This window comes from Sporosarcina sp. P1 (assembly GCF_002743155.1).
Classification (GTDB): Bacteria; Bacillota; Bacilli; order Bacillales_A; family Planococcaceae; genus Sporosarcina; species Sporosarcina ureae_B.
In genome coordinates, this window is the sequence record NZ_PDYS01000002.1 from 149,400 (window position 1) to 167,410 (window position 18,011).

The following is an 18,011-nucleotide window of genomic DNA, read 5'->3' on the forward strand; positions in this document are numbered from 1 at the left end:
ATTACGCATGCGAATGGGTAGAGTGATTGGTAATGTATGGGCAACCCGTAAAGAGGATGGATTATCAGGACTTAAGCTGTTAATCGTCCAGCCGATTGATGCACACGGCAATAGTATACAGTCGCATATGGTCGCGGCAGATCGGATTGGAGCAGGGGTTGGTGATGAAGTACTCATTACGAGTGGCGGTTCTTCACGCTTTATTTTACCGAAAGAAAACCCGATCCCAATCGACGCGGTCATTATTGGTATTATCGATTCAACAGAAGTGAAAAGAGGTGATATACATGAGTCAAGCGATCGGAATGATTGAGACAAAAGGATTGATTGGATCGATTGAAGCGGCGGACGCCATGGTGAAAGCATCCAATGTAGAGTTAGTATCACAGGAGATGGTGGATGGCGGAATCGTTACGGTCATCGTTCAAGGTGACGTTGGAGCAGTTCAGGCAGCTGTTGATGCAGGTCGCGACGCAGCAGCGCGTGTAGGTGAATTACTAGGCGCGCATGTAATACCGCGTCCCGATGATTCAGTATATGGCATGGTGAAACCCCTAGTGCCGACTACTTCAGAAATTCCACAAGTAAAGAAACTGGCAGAAGTGAAGAAGGCGCCGAAGAAAGACTGAGGCATACATGTGCTATAAGCGTATTACTCATAGTGAAATCTATAGAAAGGAGTGGTTTCCATGGCTTTCAAACGACATAAAATTGCAGTCATTGGAGCTGGTCATACCGGTTCAACCGTAGCATTGATGGCAGCGCAGAGAGAACTAGGTGACATCGTATTAGTCGATATACCGGATCTCTCTAATCCAACCAAAGGTAAAGCACTAGATCTTCTTCAAACGAGTCCTGTACAACAATTTAATTCTCGCATTACAGGTACATCTAATTACGAGGATATTGAAGGTGCAGCAATGGTTATCATTACTGCGGGTGTTGCGCGTAAACCAGGTATGAGTCGCGATGATTTAGTTGCAACCAATGCGAAGATTATGCGTTCCGTTTCCGAGCAAGTGAAGCGTCATGCCCCAGACAGCACCGTGCTGATTTTAAGTAATCCGGTAGATGCGATGACATATGTATGTTATAAAACAACTGGATTTCCTAAAAATCGTGTAATTGGACAATCAGGTGTGCTTGATACTGCACGTTTCAATACGTTCATTTCCGAAGAATTGAATATTTCTGTAGAGGATATTTCGGGCTTTGTACTTGGCGGACACGGAGATGATATGGTGCCACTTGTGCGTTACTCTTACGCCGGCGGCATTCCGTTGGATAAAATCATATCGAATGAACGGCTAGAAGCCATTGTGGAGCGTACTCGAAAAGGCGGCGGTGAAATTGTCTCACTACTAGGTAATGGTAGCGCTTATTACGCACCCGCTGCGGCTTTAGTAGAGATGGCTGAGGCAATTATTAAAGATAAGAAACGAATTTTGCCGTCCATCGCTTATTTAGAGGGTGAATATGGATATCAAAATATTTACTTAGGCGTACCCACTGTTCTCGGGGGCAATGGTATCGAAAGTGTGATTGAACTTCCGTTAACAAAGGAAGAACAAACAGCACTTGATCAGTCAGCTGACTCTGTCAGAGCAGTCATCGACATTTGCGAAAAGCAAATGTCCTTATAACTACTGATCTCTCTAAGTCGTAAAGAGGACTTAGGGAGATTTTTTGTATGGAAAGAATTTTACAGACCGTGTTTTATAATGGAATGATACAGAAGTCATAGGTTCTCTTCAAAAAAACGTAAAACTTCATTCGAAATGATAACTTTTATATTTACTTTTATTTATTTGAATGATACAATAAACAGAATTCACTGAAATATAAAATATGCCTTTAGTAAACTTACTCGGAAATATATAAAGAACTTATTTCCTTCGCTTCTAAAATGTAAGCGCTATCAAATAGCCTTTTATCAATAAGAGCGAAAAAATGTTCTTTTATTCCCCGATAAGGCATATACTATGAAAAATATAAAATCCAGGAGGTAATTCTTATGAAGAACAACGACTATCAGAACAATTCATCACTACCAGAGCAGAACGAAACATTCTATTTGATCACAGGTTACTCGGAGAATGGTTTCATCCATGGGATCACATGGCAAGAGGCATACGTTCAAGGATTGGCGGATTGCGGCTGTCTATGCGAACAACAACTCATGTAAGTAATGAAGAAAACTCGATACAGGGTGCCTAGCAAAAAACGATTGTGGATGTTTTCACAGTAGTTTAGTGCATAGGCACCCTATTTGTTTATGTGGACTTCCTTAATAAAAACAAACGCTACCACCCTCTATGTTATCCATGATAAAATGAAATCAATCAAATATATGAGTTTGCACGATACGCTGGTACCTATCAAGGTGTAAAAGGGAATCCGTAAACCGGAGCTGTCCCCGCAACTGTACACACGGACGACCGCTAAAATTAGCCACTATGGAGACATGGGAAGGCATTAGCGGAAGGATGAAGTGAAGCCAGGAGACCTGCCACGTATCGTCAAAGCGACACTTTCTTCGGGGGTTGAGGAGTGGAAGCAAAAAAGGTATCTGCATCTATGCATTTTTGTATGGAGTATTTTAAAGATGCCTGAATTTGTTTCCTCATTCACAACTATTGCAATCATCTTGCCGAAGAGGCGGAATGATTGTTTTTTGTTGTTTACGAAAGGAGACCGTGACATGAGAGTATTTGAACAGAAGAAGGAATGTATACATGAACGTGAACTGTTGCAGTTATTGTATAAACAAGTAGAACAACAGCGTGGAAGACCTGTGTATTCAGGATTTCATCAAGTAGTCAGGAAACTGTTACAGGATGGATTATATGGTCAATGGATCTATGACTATTCAGCAAGCGAAATCAAATGGCTTGGCTTACAGATTGTAGCTGAACGCGATCGATTGATACCTCCTGCACTGTTGCAACAATATATGAATGAATTTGTAACATCGGATTATTATGACAAACCGATAGGACTGCCTCAAGAGAGGATTATGCTCATAGCAATGGCCGCCATGCAGCATGAAACTATCCAGCGCCTACAAAAAGTACAGGAAGCATATTGGCTACTGAGTCATGGCTATGTGACTTTACCAGCTGAAGTGATGTCGTTCTTCGGTAAGACATTCTATCGGCGAAAGACGAGAGTAGAGCAATATACCATGGATATTGCTGACAGTAGAATCGCATCATTTTTATCGAGCAAAGTAAAAGAAAAGCATATACGTATACCCGATTATTTTATGGAACAAGTAAAAGCGTGCGGCTCTTGGAGTTTATTTGAAGCTGAACAAACAGAGCGCGCTTTGAGTTGTTCGCATGGCAACTCCAACAGTGAATGGTTTCCCGATGCTGCTGACGGTTCCTCTATTGCGTATAAAAAAGTTTCTGCCATTGGTTTGATGAAACAGCTGCTTGGAAGTGAAGGAATTGTTGTACATTTTCACAATGAAAAAAGACAGGAAAAAGCTGCATTGTCCTCATATATTCAATTGCCGAACGTAATGCAGGAAACGGAGTTGGCCCGTACTTGTACCATACTTGTGCGTTTACTAAACGGCATTGAGAGCATATGGGGACATACTTTACGAGTTGAAGTGGCAGGTTGGGAAACCGCTATAGCTGACCAGAAAATTGGTTTGCATTCAGAGAAGGCCCTCCTATTTATTGAAGAAGTAGCGGAAGAAATAAACCGCTACTTGGAGGTGGCATCGTATCAAAGCGGGATGCAAATCCCTTTGCGCAAAGCAGCCGCAGTCACGCATCAGTCGATAAACCAAGCGACGAGTCAACAGCAAACCGCGATGATCGACCGAGTCACTGCAGAACAGCGCCATACCGATCAAGGCGGATCTATCATGTTAGAGAAATCTCCAACCATTGAAACTGCAGAACTGTTACAGCTGCTCATAAAGGCATGGGGCGGTGGAGTACCGGAAGTCCGACTTATCTGAATCTCCTCTATTGTAGTGGAATCTAAAGTGACGTAAACTAAGTATTACAAACGGTTTCCATTTGAGGTGAGACAGGTGTTTCAATTTGATACATTAGGACATGAAATGGTAACGGAATTATCGAATCTGATTAAGCAGCAAGTCATTTTAACGGATCGAAGAGGCTTCATTCAATCGAGTACAGAACCCGATCGAATCAACCAGTTCCATGAAGGAGCACTGTTGAGTATGCGTCAGAAAACGATGCTCCGTATGGGGGATGAGGAAGCGCAGCATCTGCAGGGGGTTCGTAGGGGTATCGTCTTGCCAATCATCATTGGAGGCGAACCGATCGCTGTACTTGGTGTGACGGGTGATCCAGACGAGATTCATCCGCAGGCTCAGCTGATCTTACGCGTAGCGGAACTGTTCATCCAGGACTCCCTGAAAAGAAAGCAGAAGGATGAAAAAGTACGTGATGTGGAGTTCTTCGTCTTTGACTGGCTGACAGGATCAAAGAAAGATGAACGATTTATGGAACGGGGGACACTGCTCGGAATCGACGTCACTCTTTACCGTCAAGTGGTGGTATTGGAAGTGCTGGATTTACTGGAACAGTTCACGATCGAGGAAATGGAGACATTCGCATCGATTCAAAATATCCACCCTTCTATGAAGATGATTCGCTGGGCGCAAAATAAAATCTTACTATTATTACCTGAAATGAATCAACAAACAGTAAAAAATGAATTAGAATTCCTGTTGCTTCATATAAAACGGCGCAAGAAAGTACAAGTCGTCGCAGGTATAGGTGCATCCACACGGTATTTCGAATTAGCTAAATCATTCGCGCAGGCAGAACGTGCTGTCAATGCTGCAAAGGGATCCGGCGATATTGTCTTTGAGCATGAACTGCGGCTTGAAATTATTTTGCAGAGCGTTCCAGATATGGTGAAGCAAGAATTCCTTAAGCGTACAGTTGCGACGCTGGAAGATCATAAAGACCTGCTAAATAATTTGACAGTATGGTTCGAAGAGAATCAATCGATGCAAAATACTGCACAGCGTCTGCATATCCATAAAAACACATGGTCTTACCGGCTGCAAAAGATCGAGCAATTAACGGGATTATCTGTTTCTAGTACACATGATGTCTTTTTGTTGTACTTGGCATTGCGTTTAATGGAGGAGTAGTCATGAATAAGTGATCAATTTTCTTCGCTTCCTATATGGGAAGCGGAGCTTTTCTTACTGGATGGAGAAACAGATGATTTTTTTTTTCAAACCTACGTCTTATTCATGGTAGGATTAATCTGTGTCTCATCCTAAGAGTGCCAGGAGGATTGTCTTGAATAGAATTAGAAACGTCACAACATGGCAGTGGATCTTGTTTTTGATCTTAGCACTTTGCTGTATCAGTTCCATTGTTTTTGTAAATCAAAATTATTCATTTTATGACCGACCGATCGCTAAGGTAATCCATACAACGATAGAGGAAAAAACTGAAGTAACAGATACGCATGGCAATGAAGATACCCTATTTGTTCAGCACATAGTAGCTAGGATCATGAATGGGGAAGAAATGGGTCGTGAAGTCCAGTTGGTAAATGAGTATTCATCTTCGGGGGCGTACGATCAACAGTACCATATAGGAAATGAACTATTTGTCTCGATTGATTCGAAGGTAGGAGAAGAACTGACAGGTAGTATCACAGACGTGAAACGTGATAAATACGTATTGATCGTTGCATGGATCTTCGTCTTTACGCTATTGATTGTAGGGCATAAGCAAGGGCTATTGGCGATAGTGGGCTTTGTGATGAACGTCATGGTACTATCAGTCGCTTTAGATATTTATGTGAAATATTATGAGGTCAGTTTACTTGTGGTTTGCGGGATATGTATCCTGTTATTCACAACCATTTCGCTCCTGTTAGTTAGCGGACGCAATGAAAAAACGTATGCCGCCATTGTGGCTACGTTAGTCGCAACGGTAGTATCTCTTTCCATCACGTCTCTTGTCATCTGGATCACTTCTGGGAATGGGCTGCGTTATGAAGAAATGCAGTTTTTGACGCGTCCTTATCACACGATCTTCATGGCGGGGTTATTTATTGGATCTCTTGGAGCTATCATGGATGTGGCCATTACCATGTCGTCTTCGATGTTTGCATTATATGAAAGAGATAGTACTATATCCGTTAAAGCGCTGAAAGCATCTGGCATAGATATCGGCAAAGATATTATGGGAACTATTACAAGCATTCTATTTTTCGCTTATATAAGTGGATCCATCCCCATGCTGATCCTCTATTTAAAAAACTCTTCACCTGTAGGATTTGCACTTTCGATGAATCTATCGCTGGAATTAGCACGTGCATTAGCTGGTGGAATTGGGATCGTCTTGACTATCCCGATTGGACTCTATACAGCGATTTTCTTTATTGAACGAAAGAGGGCGAGAATATGAATGTGATAGTATGGCTCGCGGTTATTTTACTCGTATTGATGATTGGGGTAGGTGGAAAAAGTGGAGTGCGATCATTCATTTCACTGTTTTTTAACTTTGGTGTCGTCTTCTTCACCATGTTTTTTATGTTGGATCCGAACGCTAATCCTATACTGATTACATTTATCGCCTGCATAGTGATTGGATGCGTCAGTTTATTTTACATTAATGAAGTGAATAGCAAAACGGTAATAGCATTCATCTCGACGATGATTACCATTAGTATATTATTGTTTTTCATAGTAGTAGTATCCCAAAAGCTCATGATTCAAGGGTTTGGTGAAGAGGAAGAAGAGGCAATCGCAGGTATGTCACTCTATATTGGCGTGGATTTCGTAAAAATAGGTGCTTCCGTCATTATCATGAGTACAATTGGAGCCATCATGGACGTCGCTATATCGATCGCTTCCACTATGCATGAAGTATTTAAGCATAGTAGAAGCTTAAGTAAGAAGGAGTTATTTACGTCTGGTGTCAGTGTTGGACGAGATATTTTAGGAACCGATACCAATACCTTGTTCTTCGCTTTCTTTGGAGGCTATTTGGCACTGCTCATTTGGTTCAAGGATTTACACTACTCTATAGGAGATATTGTCAATTCAAAGATATTCAGTTCAGAAATGATTTTGATCCTTTGTGCGGGGCTTGGCATCGCGCTAGTCATACCGATTGCTTCTTGGATCAATGCATTTTACTTAGTAAGAGCTAGGAAAAAGTTAAATAACGTATAAAAAGAGGGGCACTGAATGGCTCCTCTTTTTGTGTTTTATTATTTTAATATGATGGCAGAGCTGAAAAAAGAAGCTTTACTATGGAAACTAGACGTTGACACAAAAATAGAAGTGTTTTTCTATATATCATTGTACTAAAGTCTATATGAATTAAACTGTCAGACTATTAGAATTATATATACTAACAAAATGTTTTGAATAGATACTCTTTAGATGTAATAAGTATCTGGATGACTTTTGAAAAAAACTGGGGGGAACAACAAATGAAAATGAAGAAAAAGAGTGTTTTAGGCGCAATTAGTTTATCTGCCATGCTGATGTTGGCAGCTTGTTCGTCAGACAAAGAAGAAACAACAGACGGTGCGGGTGAGTCTGAAGGAAAATCATACGATCTGAAAATGTCTGTCACGGTTAATGATTCATCTACTTGGTATCAGGCCGCAGACAAGTTAGCGCAGGACTTGAATGAACAAACGGATGGTCGTATCAATATTGAAGTGTTTCCGAATGAACAACTATCAAATGGTGATCAAGGGAAAGGTGTAGAGCTTCTGACAAAAGGGCAGACCGACTTGAGCCTTCACTCCACTATTATTTACTCAATCTTAGATGATCGCTTTGGTGTGGCGAGTGCGCCATTTCTATTTAAAGATAAAGATGGGGTAGACAAAGTATTTGATGGTGCAGGTGGAGAAGCACTTGCAGAAATACTCAATGAAAAGAACGTAGAATTACTCGGATTCGGAGAGAATGGTTTCCGTCAAATCACAAACAGTAAAAAGGAAATCAAATCACCAGAAGATATGAAAGGTCTGAAAGTACGTATTCCTGGGATCACCATGTACACAGACTTGTACCGTGCACTAGGTGCGGATCCAACGACAATGGCATTCTCTGAAGTATTTACATCTCTTCAGCAAGGTACGATTGATGGTCAAGAAAATCCGATTGATGTTATTCACTCTTCTAAATTGAATGAAGTACAAGACTACTTGACGACTTGGAACTATTCCTATGATCCACTAGTATTGGGCATCAATAAGAAGTTGTTTGATTCGATGAGTGAAGAAGATCAGGAGCTTGTGAAGAAGTTAGGTAAAGAAGCGGCAGAATATCAAGTGGAAATGGCACGTGAAAAAGAAGAGAAACAAATTAGTGAGCTGAAGGAAGCAGGCATGCAGTTCTATGCACCAACAGACGAAGAACTAGCCAAGTTTACAGAAGCGGTGCAACCGGTTTATAAAAAGTATGAAGATATTTGGGGCAAGGATTTATTAGACAAGTTCCAAGACCAATAAGAACTGGGGGGTGGATGTATGGGGAAAATATTCAATAGATTAGAAGAATGGATTGTCGTGATTGTACTGTCCATTATGTCCACCATTGCATTCGTTAATATTTTATCCAGAGGATTTGCCAATTATTCATTTTCTTTTACAGAAGAAATTACAGTTAACTTGTTCGTATTGTTAACATTTGTCGGAACGGCCATTGGTGTGCGTAAGTACGCGCACCTTGGCTTTACTCTGATTTATGACAAGGGCAGTCTGTTGCTAAAGAATATTATTACGATTTTGGTTGGATTGATGATGATGCTATTATTTTTTATTCTGCTATATTTTGGTTTGAAGATGGTGCAGTACCAGATGGATATGGGACAGAAAACACCTTCTCTTGGTTGGCCACAATGGTGGTTCTCGATGTCAATGCCAATCGGTGCGCTGTTTTGTTTAATCCGCTCTATCCAAGTAACTATTGTTGAATTCCGACAGCAAAACGAGAAGGGAGAGCAGCCATTATGACAGCGATCATTTTATTCGGCGTCTTTTTTATTTTAGTCATGCTTCGAATGCCCATTGCTGTGGCCTTAGCAATCTCGTCCATTGTTGTGCTATTTACAGGCAGTGGATTGTTTGGTTTGGAATTGGTTGCAGATATCATGTATACAAGTGTAGCGAAATTTACGTTGCTCGCAATCCCGTTTTTCATCTTGGCGGGAGTCATTATGGAGCACGCGGGAATTTCAAAAAGATTGATTGATTTTGCGCAAGCTTTAGTTGGTCATCGTAAAAGCGGAATTATTTTTGTTACCGTTATGACAGCGATTTTCTTCGCAGCCATTTCAGGTTCAGGCCCTGCAACGGTTGCTGCAATTGGGGGTATTTTAATCCCAGGTATGGTGAAGAACGGGTATAAAACGGAAACTGCAGCAGGTTTGGTGGCCAGTTCCGGAGCAATCGGTATCATCATTCCTCCTAGTATTGCTTTTATCGTCTTCGCTGTAGTGGCGGGCGATCAAATTCCGGTATCGATCGGAAGAATGTTCATGGCAGGGGTCATTCCTGGCCTGCTATTGGGCGTTGGATTTATTATAGCCGCCATGTTCGTTAGGTATCGACAGGAAAAACGCGAGGGACCGATATCGCAACAGTACATAATAGAACCTGCAACAAGTGCGGAACGCTTTAAAGCTTTCGGAAATGCGATCTGGGGCCTATTAATTCCCGTTATAATTTTAGGTGGTATTTATGGTGGATACTTTACACCGACAGAAGCAGCGGTAGTGGCGGTATTTTATAGTTTGTTCATCGGATTTTTCATTTACCGTGAACTGACACTGAAAAAGCTGTATGACATCTTAGTGGCAGCGGGTATTCAGACGGCGGTCGTCATGTTTATCGTCAGTGCGGCGAGTGTCTATGCATACATCATCACAACAGAGCAAATCGCAACGCAGATTTCGAACGTCATGTTAAGTATTTCAGATAATAAAATTATCATCTTATTGCTAATTAATATCATTCTCCTAATTGCTGGGATGTTTATCGATGCAATTTCTGCCTACTATATTTTCATTCCGATTTTATTGCCGATTGTGCTATTGTTCGACGTCGATCCAACAGTATTCGGTGTCTTCATGACAGTCAACTTAGCGATTGGACTTTTCACTCCGCCAGTCGGTCTCAATTTATTCGTAGCCGCGGGTATATCGAATACTTCAATAGGGCAAATATCGAAAGGAGTTTTGCCTTTCGTTGTCTCTTCCATCATTATTTTGTTACTCATTACGTATATTCCGCAGATCTCTACATTTTTACCAGATTTACTAGACATTAAGTAGATGGAGGAGGGTTGCTTATGAAGTTGAAAGGACAGACGGCGATTGTCACAGGGGCTTCCAATGGTATTGGTGCCCAGACGGCCCTCCTTCTTTCACAACAAGGGGCCAATGTTGTTCTGGTGGATTCAGTGAGTTGTGAGGCGACATTGCAGGCAATTCAATCATTCAGTGGCAAAGCAGTTTATTTAGAATGCTTAGGCGAAGTTCGGGATAAGGAATTTGTGAATGCGGCAATGGCTAGAGCATCGGATACCTTTGGAGAGCTACATATCTTAGTAAATAATATGTGCATATGTAGTACTCACAATGAAAATCAGTCATCTGTTGATGAATGGGAACTCGAAGCAGATACGAATGCACAAGCAACTTCTTTATTCATTCGAGGTGTCTCACCATATATGATGGAGCAGAAGTATGGTCGTATTATCAACATTAGTTCGATATCAAGTTTTGGCGGTGAACGAACGTTTACAGCTTCTAAGGATTCAATTAGTAAGTTGACGATGCAGACTGCTAAGAAGCTTAGTGAGTATGGAATTACATGTAATTCGGTTGCACCTATATCTATGACAAAATTGGACGAGGCGACAATCCATCAAACTGGCACAGCGACAAGTATCGCAGAAGCTGTACTGTATTTTGCTTCATCCGAATCTAATTATACGACAGGACAAATACTGAAAGTAGATGGAGGGTTTTGTATTGAATCACCCAATTGAAGCGGTGTATGACAAAAAAACGAATCGAATTATCGGTCGTTTGAAGAAAGATACCGATCTATTTGAAGGGATTCTTGCAGTGTGTAAGCAACATCACGTTGAAGCAGCTCAATTTCAATGTATAGGTTCTCTTGCGTATGCAACCATTGTACAACCTCAGCAAAATCTTGATAAAAGTTTACAGTATTCCGAACGGATTGTTACAGACACTCCCGTCGAACTGCTTTCAGGTACAGGGTTTGTTGGCTACGATGAACAAGGACAGCTGGATATCCACTTCCATGGTTTATATGTAGACTGTAATAAACAGGTGAATGGTGGTCACTTTCTTAAAGGAGAAAATCCTGTGGCAATTACAGTGGAATTCATTATATTGCCGGTATCCAATACACATGTTCATAGAAAACCAGATGAATATTCAGGTATTCCATTATTTCATTTTGCGCAAAGGAGTGAGTGATGGTGGAGACAATTGGTAAACTAGCAATGAAATCGGCAGCAGCCTATCCGAATAAAATAGCCGTGAAAGATGAAAGACGCTCAATTACATTTCATGAACTGATGGAAAGGGCACTTGCGCTTACAGCATACTTCAAGAAAGTGGGTCTTCAAAAAGGGGATCGCTTTGCCGTTCTGTCATCGAATCGTCTAGAACATATCGAGCTAGACGTGGCAGCAGCGATCTCAGGTGTCATCAAAGTACCGTTAAACTATCGACTTCATCCGAAAGAACATGAATATATGCTAGACGATGCAGATGTTCGGTTGATTATTGGTGAATCACAGTTAATAGGACCGATCACTACAGCAATTCCGGTGTTAACGATCGGCAAGCCGTACGAACAGGCAATTGAACAACATGCTGGTGCTACATGTACAACAGAAGTTATGGAAGAAGATACTTTCGCGATTATGTATACATCCGGAACGACAGGAAATCCAAAAGGTGTGATGCTGAGTCATCGCAACATCATTTCGGGAGCATTGTCACTAGCGCTTGCTTGTGAAACCGATTATGACGATGTGATAGGACATGTCGCACCATTGACACACGGCAGTAACTTCCTGTCGCATGTAGCGTGGTTGTATGGATTAACGCAAGTTGTATTTAACAAGTTTGAGCCCGAAGAATTCGTGCATAATCTAACGAAAGAAAAAGTCACTGTTATTTTTCTAGTTCCGACGATGGTCAATTTGATGATCCAGCATCCGAAATTCAATCCGAAGAATTTATCTACAATCAAAACGATTAATATGGCAGGTTCTTCGATTGCGGCAAGTAAACTCGAGCAAGCACTCGCTTTAACAGGGCCGATATTTGCACAGACATTCGGTCAAGTTGAAGCGCCGATGTGTATTACGATGATGCCTAAACGCGAACTTGGCGATCATCTGGAATCCTGTGGCCGTGTTGGACCATTTGTCGATGTGAAAATTGTCGATGCAAAAGGGATTGAACTGCCGGCAGGTGAAGTCGGAGAAATCGTTTGTAAAGGCTCCCTAGTCATGAAAGGGTACTGGAATAATGAGAAGGCGACGAATGAAACATTACGTAACGGCTGGTTGCAAACAGGCGATCTCGGGTGGAAAAGTGAAGCGGGCTATGTGCATATCGTGGACCGCAAAAAAGACGTTATCATTTCAGGTGGGGTCAATATTTACCCGAGGGAAGTAGAAGAAGTCCTCAATAAGCATGACGGGGTAAAAGAGACATGCGTTATCGGCGTACCTGACGATAAATGGGGCGAAAACGTCATTGCGTATGTCGTTCCGAACGGTACTAAGCCCGTGATGAAAGAAGAATTACTTCAATTATGTCTTGACCATATGGCAAATTTCAAAAAACCAAAAGAGATGTATATCGTGGATGAACTTCCGAAAAGCTCGTACGGTAAAATCTTAAAAAGAGAATTACGAAATCAGCATGTGGAGGTGCAATCTTGACGAATGTCTATATCGAAGGAATTGGCATGACGAAGTTCGGAAAATTTGTCGACAAATCTATGAAGCAGTTGTTAGTTGAAGCGTCGATAGAAGCACTTGAAGATGCAGGAAATCCGAAAGTTGATGCGGTGTTTGTCGGAAACTTTATGGGTGGCTCAATCGGTAATCAAGAAATCCTTAGCGCCTTAGTTGCCAATGAACTCGGACTCGGCTATATCCCAACGGCCAAAGTAGAAGGCGCTTGTGCATCAGGGGGAATTGCGCTTCGTCAAGGAATCATAGGGATTCTAAGTGGCGAATACGATACAGTCTTAATAGCGGGTGTGGAGAAGATGAAACATGCTTCGACTGCTGATGTTACACAGGCGATCAATGCCGCAATGGATAACGATTCTAATGAAAAGCAGGCAGGTCTCACATTCCCAGGATTCTTTGGCGTACTCGCGAATCGGTACTTTTATGAAACAGAAGCTACGAAAGAGCATTTGGCGATGATTGCGTTGAAGAATCGTGAAAATGCGTTAAATAATCCACTAGCACAATTCCAGAAACCAACGACGATGGAAGAGATTATGGAGGCACGTATTATTACTTCTCCACTCGGCCTATTTGATTGTTCTCCAACTACAGATGGGGCGGCAGCGTTAGTGATCACGCGAAAAAAAGGTGCTATCCATATCCGTTCGTCTGCACAAAGTTCAGGACCTACACAAATGCAAGACGCAGATGACTTGCTTTCATTGCCGGCAGTACGAGAGTCGGGTCGCTTGGCATATGAAAAGGCAGGCGTGGGTCCGGAAGACATCGACGTCGTGGAAATTCATGATTGTTTCTCCATGACGGAAATGCTTGCGATTGAGGAGTTAGGTTTTTTCAATAAACGTGAAGGCTGGCTTGCAGTAGAGCAAGGTCGAACGAAAGCGACTGGCGATAAACCAGTGAACACGAGCGGGGGATTATTGTCACGCGGCCACCCAATCGGTGCAACCGGTGTCGCACAAATGTATCAGCTCGTCCAACAACTGCGCGGTACTGCACCGAATCAAGTAGAACATGCCCGACTCGCTTTGGCACAAAACTTAGGTGGAACAGGTTCGTACTCCACAGTTCATATTCTAGAAAGGTTGTGAAAAGATGAAAGTCTATCAATGCGATCAGTGTGAATATGCCAGTGTCTCGAATAAATACCGTTGTCCGAGTTGCAGAACAGGCCAGCTACAAGAGCAAGACGTATCTTCGAAGGGTTCGGTTTACAGCTATACCAATATCCATATTGCACCTGCAGAATTTGCCCATCTCGCTCCTTATACCGTGGCACTTATTCAATTGGATGAATCCAAAGCGAAAGTTACGGCAAGAACGGATGGAACCGTTGAGATTGGGGATGTGGCGGAATTGGATTATGTAGAGGATGGGGCGTATATTTATCGGAAATGCTGAGTGAGGAGCGATGTTTTTAAGGTGAGCGCTCAAAGATTCGTGAAAGGCGCTCATAGTTACGACATGAGTGCTCTATCAAATGCTTTAACCGCTCATACATGGTCTTTGACGGATCATAGTGTTTGGAAAAGCGCTCATAGCTACGGTCTAACCGCTCATAGCAAAAAAAACATAGACCGACTTCCTCGCAAGGAGGAGAACTACATGAAAACCATACAAACTATATCTAAAATCATTTCGAAGTATTTACCAATTTGGATCGTACTCTTATCCATCATTGCCTACGCTATTCCGGATGCGTTCATTTCAATCCGGCAACTCACGGGCTTTGGATTAGGGACGATCTTCTTTCTGATGGGCTTATCGCTTTCGTCGGAGAAGCTGCTTGAGGTCATCAAAAACCCAAAATATGCTTTACTTGGCATCTTGCTGAAATGGACGATCATGGTCGGAGTATCAATAGGAATTGCCTATATATTTTTCGGCAATCAAGCAGAGATCGCGACCGGCATTATATTGGCGGGTACCGTACCAAGCGGAACATCTGCAAACATTTACACATTCATTGCAGGAGGAGAAGTCGCGCTCAGTATTACGATGGCAACGCTGGATACATTCATTTCTCCTGTGTTAACACCTGTCTTGCTGCAGACGTTTGCAGGACGTTTTATACCTATTGAATTCTGGCCTTTATTTCTTAACATTATGTACATCGTGTTCTTTCCTTTGATTAGCGGTTTACTAATCCAGTGGAAATTTCAACGACAAGTAGAGAAGTTTACATCGTATACCAGTGTCTTGTCCCAACTTGCACTATTTCTAGTCATTCTATCGGTTATATCCAATGCCCAGCAAGCACTGTCTGAGAACTTGTCCGTGCTGCCGCTTGTATTCGTAGCGGTCACATTACAAGTTAGCATACCAATGGGCGCTGGCTACGTTATCTCCAGATGGCTAGGCGCACCCGAGCGCAACGCCCGCGCGATTTTATTCCATACAGGTATTTGCAACACCGCTCTCGCCGCAACACTCGCAATGGAGCACTTCGGATCACTCGCAGCCGTACCAGCTGTTGCCAATATGGTCATGAACTTAACGATTGGCGCATTAATGGCGAGTCTATTCGAGAATAAGTTCCGACTTGTTGCGGATGGTAACAGCTAATGAAATATAGAACTCAAGATATTTTTTCCGTAAAGCGATAGAACCTTTATCGCTTTTTATATTAGGTATTATTTACAAAAGATATGATTTTAAAAATGGTAATGATATACTATTGGTATAAATATGGCTAATTGAAGTGAAGTCAGTGTTCAACAAACGGGCTAGATAAAAGAAGACCTCAAAGAAATTTTGAGGTCTTCTTTTATTCGACTTCCTTTAACATTTTTTCAATGGCGATTAATCGCTCGTTTAATTCATCTATACGTTTTTGCAGATTTATCGTGTTTTGTTTTTCGAGTTGCAATTTTTCATCTGCACGTTTTTCTGCACGTTTGAAGTACTTGAACAATACATAAATTAAGGCAACTGGAATAATCAAAAACAAAATTAGGTTAATAAGTCCAAAAAAACTGGTCATCATCATGGTATAAAGCCACCTTTACGTTAATTCTTTTTCTTCACCGTTAAAGACGGTGCTAATAGTTGGATTAGCTTATCATCAATTACAAAATGAAAAGAGTTTAGCATATAAAATTTTAATGCTTTCCCACTTTCTGATACTTCACTAACGCTTGAAACAAGATTCGCCTCCTCTAGTTTTTGTAAATGTAAATAAAGTAATGGTCTACTAATACCAAGTTCTCTTGCCAGCTGACTAACATACTGTTTTCCATTGGTAAGTACGCTAATAATCTTTAAACGATGGGGGTTAGATAAAGCTTCCAAGGTTAGGAGCAATTCGTCTCCGTTATCAAAATGTATCATATGTAAGAATTTTATTACACCTGGAATGAAAAGTCAAGTGTATCCAACAATCGGGCGCGATTGTGTAACAACTTCTTTGTAATTGCTTAGTTGATCGGAGTGGAAGCCGGCGACTCCGGGAGGATCAGCGGGACAGGTGAAACACCCAGCGAGCGAAGCGAGGGGTGTGGTTCACCGCACGCCCTCCGGAACGCGTCCGGCTGCAACGCAGATCAACGGCTTCAAACTACTACTCCTTTATCATGAACGGTCTGCTGTAAAGGATCTTCACTCATGCAATCAAAGAAACAGGTTGTTAAGTTAAAAGTTACTAAAAAGGAGCAAACGCAATGGATGTATGGTTTATAATGAAAGAGCGTTATATGCTTCTTTCTATTTTTTTAATCATTATAGTAGTGAGCTTGTTTTTACTTATCGCGATTTGGAAAACTCGTTCTGATATGCCGAAAAGCCTAACCCTAATCATTACGATAATCTGTTCAATCATCATTGCCTTATCAATATTCGCATTGGTATTTGCGGTTTTGTTTGGATATAATTCTTAAAACCACTTCAATGACCTCTACGTTAAGTATAAATACAATACAATACAATACGACATAAAAAACCGGTTAGAGAATAGTTTCTAACCGGTTGAGTTTCATCAAAATACTTTATCACCGTTGAAGATCGAGTTCTTTACAATCACGTAATCGACAGTGCGAATTGAACTGAGTGTCTTGCCGCCTGAATAGGAAATAGCAGACTGAAGATCTTGTTCCATTTCAATCAACGTATCTTTCAAAGGACCTTTATATTCCACGAACATTTTCTTGCCTTCCACATTCTTCTTTTCACCTTTTTGGAATTCAGAAGCTGAACCGAAGTATTCTTTATACAATTGACCATCTTGTTCTACAGTCTGTCCTGGCGATTCTTCATGACCGGCGAATAGTGAGCCGACCATGACCATGCTTGCCCCGAAACGTACGGATTTTGCGATATCGCCATGCGTACGGATTCCGCCATCCGCTATGATTGGTTTGGAAGCAGCTTTCGCACATAAGCGAACAGCTGCAAGTTGCCAGCCGCCTGTGCCGAAACCAGTTTTGATTTTCGTGATACAGACTTTTCCTGGTCCGATACCAACTTTTGTAGCGTCAGCGCCAGCGTTTTCGAGTTCACGAACAGCTTCTGGTGTGCCTACATTACCGGCAATGACGAAGCTCATCGGCAAATGCTTTTTAATGTGCTGGATCATGCGAATCACTTGATTGGAATGACCGTGCGCAATATCAATCGTGATGAATTCAGGAACCTGCGCGTCAATTGCAAGTTGCTCAACGAATCCATATTCTTCTTCTTTGACACCCACACTGATCGACGCAATCAAACCGCGTGCATGCATATCTTTAATGAAATCTACACGTGTTTCAGGATTGAATCGGTGCATAATATAGAAATAGCCTTCTTCTGCTAATTGAATCGCAATCTTTTCATCAATGATTGTCTGCATATTGGCAGGCACGACAGGTAAACGGAACGTATGACCACCTAACATAACGGATGTATCACATTCTGAGCGGCTTTCTACCACACATTTTGCTGGAACTAGCTGAATATCTTCATAATCAAATACAGTTTCCATTACAATCACCTCTATAAACGAATGTTTTCATAAAAA

Annotated in this window: 21 protein-coding genes and 1 riboswitch; of the genes, 18 read left to right on the top strand and 3 right to left on the bottom strand. The window is 41.7% G+C overall.

All coding sequences use genetic code 11. The features are described 5' to 3' along the window. Positions 1–7: 7 nt before the first annotated feature. The 17 genes from CSV73_RS03595 to CSV73_RS03670 all read left to right on the top strand — a co-directional run bounded on the left by CSV73_RS03595 (position 8) and on the right by CSV73_RS03670 (position 15,583). Complete coding sequence (locus CSV73_RS03595) at positions 8–313, top strand: EutN/CcmL family microcompartment protein (RefSeq protein ID WP_085132127.1); 306 nt, start codon at positions 8–10, stop codon at positions 311–313. After that, the gene (locus tag CSV73_RS03600) at positions 288–629 is read left to right on the top strand and encodes a BMC domain-containing protein (RefSeq protein ID WP_085132126.1); all 342 of its coding nucleotides are present in this window, start codon (positions 288–290) and stop codon (positions 627–629) included. The genes CSV73_RS03595 and CSV73_RS03600 overlap by 26 nt, the downstream gene beginning before the upstream one ends. 60 nt (positions 630–689) lie before the next feature. After that, complete coding sequence (gene mdh, locus CSV73_RS03605; RefSeq protein ID WP_085132125.1) at positions 690–1,643, top strand: malate dehydrogenase; 954 nt, start codon at positions 690–692, stop codon at positions 1,641–1,643. Between the two features lie 371 nt (positions 1,644–2,014). Beyond that, a complete protein-coding gene (locus CSV73_RS16425; protein WP_157111241.1) occupies positions 2,015–2,185 on the top strand; it encodes a hypothetical protein in 171 nt (56 codons plus the stop codon). Between the two features lie 166 nt (positions 2,186–2,351). Next, positions 2,352–2,528, top strand: a riboswitch (cobalamin riboswitch). 173 nt (positions 2,529–2,701) lie between these two features. Beyond that, positions 2,702–3,976 (top strand): ribonucleotide reductase N-terminal alpha domain-containing protein, encoded by a 1,275-nt coding sequence (locus CSV73_RS03610; RefSeq protein WP_143560926.1) that lies wholly within the window; start codon positions 2,702–2,704, stop codon positions 3,974–3,976. A 75-nt stretch (positions 3,977–4,051) separates the two neighbouring features. Beyond that, on the top strand, positions 4,052–5,149 hold the full coding sequence (locus CSV73_RS03615; RefSeq protein ID WP_085132123.1) for a CdaR family transcriptional regulator: 1,098 nt from the start codon (positions 4,052–4,054) through the stop codon (positions 5,147–5,149). A 148-nt stretch (positions 5,150–5,297) separates the two neighbouring features. Beyond that, the gene (locus tag CSV73_RS03620) at positions 5,298–6,425 is read left to right on the top strand and encodes a YibE/F family protein (RefSeq protein WP_369802571.1); all 1,128 of its coding nucleotides are present in this window, start codon (positions 5,298–5,300) and stop codon (positions 6,423–6,425) included. Next, complete coding sequence (locus tag CSV73_RS03625) at positions 6,422–7,195, top strand: YibE/F family protein (protein WP_085132121.1); 774 nt, start codon at positions 6,422–6,424, stop codon at positions 7,193–7,195. The genes CSV73_RS03620 and CSV73_RS03625 overlap by 4 nt, the downstream gene beginning before the upstream one ends. A 263-nt stretch (positions 7,196–7,458) precedes the next feature. Then, entirely contained in the window at positions 7,459–8,493 is a 1,035-nt protein-coding gene (locus tag CSV73_RS03630) for a DctP family TRAP transporter solute-binding subunit (protein ID WP_085132120.1), read from the top strand. 18 nt (positions 8,494–8,511) lie between these two features. Then, positions 8,512–8,997 carry a TRAP transporter small permease gene (locus CSV73_RS03635; RefSeq protein ID WP_085132119.1) on the top strand — a complete coding sequence of 162 codons (486 nt, stop codon included), beginning with the start codon at positions 8,512–8,514 and terminating at the stop codon, positions 8,995–8,997. Next, positions 8,994–10,316 (top strand): TRAP transporter large permease, encoded by a 1,323-nt coding sequence (locus CSV73_RS03640; RefSeq protein ID WP_085132118.1) that lies wholly within the window; start codon positions 8,994–8,996, stop codon positions 10,314–10,316. The genes CSV73_RS03635 and CSV73_RS03640 overlap by 4 nt, the downstream gene beginning before the upstream one ends. Positions 10,317–10,333: 17 nt before the next feature. After that, positions 10,334–11,035: an SDR family NAD(P)-dependent oxidoreductase gene (locus CSV73_RS03645; RefSeq protein WP_233202836.1), complete on the top strand. Its 702-nt coding sequence runs from the start codon at positions 10,334–10,336 to the stop codon at positions 11,033–11,035. Beyond that, positions 11,019–11,495, top strand: coding sequence for a PPC domain-containing DNA-binding protein (locus CSV73_RS03650; RefSeq protein WP_085132116.1), 477 nt, complete (start codon positions 11,019–11,021; stop codon positions 11,493–11,495). Before CSV73_RS03645 ends, CSV73_RS03650 begins: the two co-directional genes overlap by 17 nt. 2 nt (positions 11,496–11,497) lie before the next feature. Next, positions 11,498–12,979, top strand: coding sequence for a class I adenylate-forming enzyme family protein (locus CSV73_RS03655; protein WP_099626772.1), 1,482 nt, complete (start codon positions 11,498–11,500; stop codon positions 12,977–12,979). Continuing rightward, positions 12,976–14,109 (top strand): thiolase C-terminal domain-containing protein, encoded by a 1,134-nt coding sequence (locus CSV73_RS03660; protein ID WP_085132115.1) that lies wholly within the window; start codon positions 12,976–12,978, stop codon positions 14,107–14,109. Before CSV73_RS03655 ends, CSV73_RS03660 begins: the two co-directional genes overlap by 4 nt. A gap of 4 nt (positions 14,110–14,113) precedes the next feature. Next, positions 14,114–14,419: a Zn-ribbon domain-containing OB-fold protein gene (locus CSV73_RS03665; protein ID WP_099626678.1), complete on the top strand. Its 306-nt coding sequence runs from the start codon at positions 14,114–14,116 to the stop codon at positions 14,417–14,419. 204 nt (positions 14,420–14,623) lie between these two features. Further along, a complete protein-coding gene (locus CSV73_RS03670) occupies positions 14,624–15,583 on the top strand; it encodes a bile acid:sodium symporter family protein (RefSeq protein ID WP_099626679.1) in 960 nt (319 codons plus the stop codon). Positions 15,584–15,785: 202 nt separating this feature from the next. Here CSV73_RS03670 and CSV73_RS03675 read toward each other — a convergent pair whose 3' ends face one another. After that, positions 15,786–16,007, bottom strand: a complete 222-nt coding sequence (locus CSV73_RS03675) for a hypothetical protein (protein WP_085132112.1) — start codon at positions 16,005–16,007, stop codon at positions 15,786–15,788. Positions 16,008–16,027: 20 nt separating this feature from the next. Next, entirely contained in the window at positions 16,028–16,348 is a 321-nt protein-coding gene (locus CSV73_RS03680; protein ID WP_085132111.1) for an ArsR/SmtB family transcription factor, read from the bottom strand. Between the two features lie 329 nt (positions 16,349–16,677). On the opposite strand from CSV73_RS03680, the gene CSV73_RS03685 reads away from it, so the two are divergent. Then, positions 16,678–16,893 carry a hypothetical protein gene (locus CSV73_RS03685; RefSeq protein ID WP_099626680.1) on the top strand — a complete coding sequence of 72 codons (216 nt, stop codon included), beginning with the start codon at positions 16,678–16,680 and terminating at the stop codon, positions 16,891–16,893. A 98-nt stretch (positions 16,894–16,991) separates the two neighbouring features. On the opposite strand, the gene guaC is transcribed toward CSV73_RS03685, so the two are convergent. Next, a complete protein-coding gene (gene guaC, locus CSV73_RS03690; protein WP_085132109.1) occupies positions 16,992–17,975 on the bottom strand; it encodes a GMP reductase in 984 nt (327 codons plus the stop codon). Positions 17,976–18,011: the final 36 nt, after the last annotated feature.